The 4,666-nt window shown below is 73.3% G+C and carries 4 protein-coding genes and 1 pseudogene; 4 read left to right on the forward strand and 1 reads right to left on the reverse strand.

The features are described 5' to 3' along the window. The 3 genes and pseudogenes from H5J30_RS18240 to H5J30_RS18250 form a co-directional block, all read left to right on the forward strand. Positions 1–203 (forward strand): annotated as a pseudogene (locus H5J30_RS18240) (hypothetical protein); the annotation flags it as partial. A 33-nt stretch (positions 204–236) separates the two neighbouring features. Continuing rightward, complete coding sequence (locus tag H5J30_RS18245) at positions 237–956, forward strand: GNAT family N-acetyltransferase (protein WP_258563389.1); 720 nt, start codon at positions 237–239, stop codon at positions 954–956. Between the two features lie 34 nt (positions 957–990). After that, positions 991–1,554 carry a bacterial proteasome activator family protein gene (locus H5J30_RS18250; protein ID WP_181788478.1) on the forward strand — a complete coding sequence of 188 codons (564 nt, stop codon included), beginning with the start codon at positions 991–993 and terminating at the stop codon, positions 1,552–1,554. Positions 1,555–1,665: 111 nt separating this feature from the next. On the opposite strand, the gene H5J30_RS18255 is transcribed toward H5J30_RS18250, so the two are convergent. Beyond that, positions 1,666–3,354 (reverse strand): protein kinase domain-containing protein, encoded by a 1,689-nt coding sequence (locus H5J30_RS18255; protein ID WP_181788479.1) that lies wholly within the window; start codon positions 3,352–3,354, stop codon positions 1,666–1,668. A gap of 359 nt (positions 3,355–3,713) precedes the next feature. Here H5J30_RS18255 and H5J30_RS18260 point away from each other — a divergent pair. Continuing rightward, the coding region (locus H5J30_RS18260) for a protein kinase domain-containing protein (protein ID WP_181788480.1) at positions 3,714–4,666 on the forward strand (953 nt) is incomplete at its 3' end.

The following is a 4,666-nucleotide window of genomic DNA, read 5'->3' on the forward strand; positions in this document are numbered from 1 at the left end:
GCAACGCCCCCGTACCCGGCACCGACCACACCCCGGACCCGGCGCAGAGCCTCACCTTCGTCCCGGACGCCCAGGCCGACGCGACCAACCGCGTCCCGCGGCGCGACTCCGGCACCGCCGACCGCGTACTGCCCCTCGGCACGGGCATGGCCCTGACGGGCCTCGGCCTGGGGTACTTCGCCCTCCGCCTCCGCCGCCGCTGACCAGCGGCCGGAGCCCGCGGCTACGCTGCCCGCATGGACCCGGCGAACCCCGGCGACGCCCCGGGCACAGCTCCCGCGCACGCACCCCGAACCACCGCACCCCGAACCACCGCACCCCGGGAAACCGCACCCGCCCCCACCCTCCTCGCCGCCCCCGATCTGCCCGCCCGCTTTCCCGCCGACGCCCACCGCATCCTCGCCGCCCTCGTCCGCGACGGTGCCGCGCTCGGCTGGGTCGACCCGCCGTCCCCCGCCGAGGTGGCCGCGCTCCTCGACGACGTGTGCGCCGCCGCCCGCGCCGGCGACGCCGCCCTGCGCGCCGCGTACCTCGGCGACCGGCTCCTCGGCCTCGGCTACTGGCTCCGCTACGCCCGACCGACCCACCGCCCCCACGCCGATCTGGAGAAGCTCGCGGTCGCCGCCGACGCGCACGGCCGCGGCGTCGGCCGGGCGCTGGCGGCGGCGCTGGTCGCCGACGCGCGGGCCGCCGGCATCGAGGTCCTGACGCTCGACGCCCGCGGCGACAACGACTCCGCGCTGCGCCTCTACCGCTCGCTGGGCTTCACGGAGTACGGCAGGCTCCCCGGTTTCGTGGCCGTCGGGGAGCGCCGCTACGACAAGGTCTTCCACATGCTGGACCTCCGCGCCCGAACCGCCGATGAGCGGAAACCGCCCGGCGCGCCCCCCGGCCCTCCGACCAGCACCGCACCCCCGCCCGACGCGATCCGCCCCCGCGGCCCAAGATCCCGATAGCCCCTGCCTCGGGTGGGTGCGCGACAATGGACGCATGAATACTCCGAGCAACGAGCGCCCGCCAGAGACCCCCCAGGTGGTGGTGGTCGGACCCGACGGCATGGCTCGCGGGACCGTCGCGCCGGGCGAGGGCGGGGCGGACGAGGAGGGCCGCGAGATCCCGCTGACCGACAAGGTCGAGCAGCCGGCGAAGGTCATGCGCATCGGCAGCATGATCAAGCAGTTGCTGGAGGAGGTGCGCGCCGCGCCCCTCGACGAGGCGAGTCGCGCCCGGCTGAAGGAGATCCACTCCAGTTCCGTGAAGGAGCTGGAGGACGGTCTCGCCCCCGACCTGATCGACGAGCTGGAGCGGCTGACGCTGCCGTTCACCGACGAGACCGTGCCCACGGAGGCGGAGCTGCGCATCGCGCAGGCGCAGTTGGTCGGCTGGCTCGAAGGGCTCTTCCACGGCATCCAGACCACGCTGTTCGCGCAGCAGATGGCCGCGCGGGCGCAGTTGGAGCAGATGCGCCGGGCGCTGCCCGCCGGCAGCCTCGGCGGCGACGAGCCGGGCGAGATGGGCCCGGAGCACGGCCGCACCGGCGGCCCGTACCTCTGACGCCTGCCTCACGCCCGCCGCGCCCTCACCCACACCGCACGGCACCGGGCCGGTTCGTATCACGGTACGAACCGGCCCGGAGTCCTGCGCGGGACAGGCGGCGGGGAACCCCTACTTCGAGTACCCCGTCGCGATGACCAGCTCCAACTTGTCCTTCGACGGGTCGAAGTAGTCGTCGTACTCGTCGAAGTTCTGCTCCAGGACCGTGTCCTTGCCCCACAGCGCGTCGGGCTCCTCGTCGACCTCGTACGACCACTGCGCCGCGCGCAGGCACTCGCGCACCGACTGGTAGTCCTTGAACGTGAAGTCCGGCACCCTGACCAGCTCGTCGTTCTTGGGGTCGGTCAACGGTTCGGTGCAGCGCGTCTTGTCGATCGTGCGGGTCCGGTCCGGCGGCTTCATGACGTCCTCGCCGTTGCCGCCGTCGTCGCCCCCGCCGTCGTCGCCGGAGTCGCCGGTCGGGTCGGTGCTCGGGTCGGTGTTCGGGTCCGTCTGCTGGGTCTGGCCGGTCTGCTTGGCCTCGGGCTCGCCGTCGTCGCCGCCGTTGAGCGCGAGGACGATGGCCGTCGCCGCGATCACCACGATGGCGATGACGACGGTCAGCGCGATGACCGCGACGTTCCGGTTCCCGCCGCCCCCGGCACCGCCGCCCCCGCCAGGCGCGCCCTGCGGGCTGAGCGAGTACGGCTGGGGCGTGGCGTACCCGCTGTGCTGCGGCCCGCCTTGCCCCGGCTGCCCGTGCTGCGGCTGCGCCGGGCCGAAGCCCTGCTGCTGCATGGGCTGGTACGGGGTGGCGGCGCCGGGCGGCGGCGACTGGTACGGGTTGACCGGCGGGAACACCGCCGAGCCGACGCCCGCGCCGGAGTCGCGCACGTGCGCGCCGGCGACGACGGACGGCATCGCGCCCGGCGGCGTCATGCCGCCCGCCCGGCGCACCTCCTCGCGCATCTGCTCGGCGCTCGCGAACCGCTCGTCGGGGTTCTTCGCCAGCGCCCGCGCCACCAGCGCGTCGACGACCGGCGGCACCGTCATGTTGATGGACGACGGCGCCGGCGGCTGCTCCTGTACGTGCGCGTAGGCGATGGCCAGCGGCGAGTCCGCGTCGAACGGCAGCCGGCCGGTCAGCAGCTCGAAGAGCATCACCCCCACCGAATACAGGTCGGAGCGGGCGTCGACGCCGCGGCCCAGGGCCTGTTCCGGCGAGAGGTACTGCGGGGTGCCGACGACCATGCCCGTCTGCGTCATCGACGTGACGCCGGACTGCACGGCGCGGGCGATGCCGAAGTCCATCACCTTGACCTGCTCGCGGCGCGTCATCATGACGTTGCCCGGCTTGATGTCGCGGTGGACGAGACCCATCTCGTGGCTGGCGTCGAGCGCGGCGAGCACGTCGGAGACGATCCGCAGCGCCTTCTCCGTCGGCATCGCGCCGAACCGCGCCACGTCCTCGTCGAGCACCGCGCGCAGCGGGCGGCCCTCGACGTACTCCATGACGATGTACGGCACGGGCCCGCCGCCGTCGCCCGCGAAGCGGTCCTCGCCGGTGTCGAAGACGGAGACGACGTTCGAGTGGGACAGCCGGGCGACGGCCTGGGCCTCGCGGCGGAACCGCTCGCGGAAGGAGTCCTCCCGGCCCAGCTCGGTGTGGAGCGTCTTCACCGCGACCTGGCGGTCGAGGACGGTGTCGTGGGCGAGGTGGACGGAGGCCATGCCGCCTGTGCCCAGCAGGTCGAGGAGCTGGTAGCGGCCGCCCCCCACGGATCGACCGGCGTAGTCGTCCTGGCCGCCGTACTCGGTCATGCTGGATTCTCCCCCGGGTGCCTGCTTGATGCTGAAAGTCTGCCTCAGGCAGAGGAGAGGTCAAGCGGCTTGCCCGTTCCGTGACCACCTGCACCCTTGCACCGTCCCTTTGCACCCCCTTTACCCACCACTCGCGCCCGCCTCCTGCCGCCGCTCTCCGCCCGCCCGCCCCCTCGGTACCGCGGCGTACCCCTCCCATCACCGGGCGCGTCCGGGATTTGCGTACGGACCCCCGGACCCGGTTGCATGTTCCGTTCAGTGGGATCCGGTGTCGGGGGCAGGAGGTAGCGTGCCTCGTACCGGACGGACGACGGAACAACGACGAGACGACGACGAGACCGAACCACCGCGAGGAACTGATGTCACAGACGGAGCCCCCCGAGGAGCCGTCGGCGAACGGGCCGGGCCGCGGCGGTATGGCTGACTCTCCGGAGAACTGGGGCGTCGGCGGGCTCGTCGGGGACGGGCGCTACCGGCTGACGCGCCGCCTCGGCCGCGGCGGCATGGCCGAGGTCTTCGCCGCGGAGGACGTGCGCCTCGGCCGCGAGGTGGCGGTCAAGCTGCTGCGCAGCGACCTCGCCGAGGATCCGGTCTCCAAGGCCCGCTTCACGCGCGAGGCGCAGTCGGTCGCGGGCCTGAACCACCACGCGGTCGTCGCGGTGTACGACTCGGGTGAGGACCAGGTCGCCGGCGCCACCGTGCCGTACATCGTCATGGAGCTGGTCGAGGGCCGGACGATCAAGGAGCTGCTGACCGGCGCCGAGATCCCGCCGCCCGACCAGGCCCTGCTGATCATCTCGGGGGTGCTGGAGGCGCTGGCGTACAGCCACCAGCACAGCATCGTCCACCGCGACATCAAGCCCGCGAACGTCATCATCACCACCACCGGCGCGGTGAAGGTGATGGACTTCGGCATCGCCCGCGCGCTGCACGGCGCGGCCTCCACCATGACGCAGACCGGCATGGTCATGGGCACGCCGCAGTACCTCTCCCCCGAGCAGGCGCTCGGCCGGGCCGTCGACACCCGCTCCGACCTCTACGCCGTCGGCTGCCTGCTGTACGAGCTGCTGACCGGCCGCCCGCCGTTCATCGGCGAGACGCCGCTGGCCGTGGTCTACCAGCACGCGCAGGACAACGCCGTGCCGCCGTCCCAGATCAGCGAGGACGCGCCGCCGGAGCTGGACGGCCTGGTGATGCGCGCGCTGGCCAAGGAGCCCGACGACCGCTTCCAGACCGCCGACGAGATGCTCGGCCTGCTGCAGTACGCGCTGCGCATGCTGCGCGACGTCGGCCCGCACACCGGCGCGTGGGA

It is taken from the genome of Streptomyces phytophilus, assembly GCF_013870535.1.
Lineage (GTDB): Bacteria > Actinomycetota > Actinomycetes > Streptomycetales > Streptomycetaceae > Streptomyces > Streptomyces phytophilus.

What these genes read in the sequence shown, in the direction of transcription:
- H5J30_RS18245 (WP_258563389.1), top strand. Translation starts at nt 237, where the DNA reads ATGGACCCGGCGAACCCCGGCGACGCCCCGGGCACAGCTCCCGCGCAC.
- H5J30_RS18250 (WP_181788478.1), top strand. Translation starts at nt 991, where the DNA reads ATGAATACTCCGAGCAACGAGCGCCCGCCAGAGACCCCCCAGGTGGTG.
- H5J30_RS18255 (WP_181788479.1), bottom strand. Translation starts at nt 3,354, where the DNA reads ATGACCGAGTACGGCGGCCAGGACGACTACGCCGGTCGATCCGTGGGG.